1 protein-coding gene is annotated in these 212 nt (G+C 42.5%); it reads left to right on the plus strand.

The annotated features are described in order from the left end of the window. The coding region (locus OZJ21_RS03240) for a hypothetical protein (protein WP_442916303.1) at positions 1-212 on the plus strand (212 nt) is incomplete at both ends.

Raw genomic sequence — 212 nt, forward strand, 5'->3', positions numbered from 1 at the left:
AATGAACTTGATGTGCTCAAGCTTTCGCTTAAGGATGAGCTTGTACTCAAGGATTCACTCAAGCTGCTTGATGTACTTAAGCTTTCGCTTAAGGATGAGCTTGTGCTCAAGGATTCGCTCAACGAACTTGATGTACTTAAGCTTTCACTCAAGGAGGAACTTGTACTCAAGGATTCGCTCAAGCTGCTTGATGTGCTTAAGCTTTCACTCAA

The organism is Ligilactobacillus sp. UO.C109 (assembly GCF_026847815.1).
In the GTDB taxonomy this organism is placed as follows: Bacteria; Bacillota; Bacilli; order Lactobacillales; family Lactobacillaceae; genus Ligilactobacillus; species Ligilactobacillus salivarius.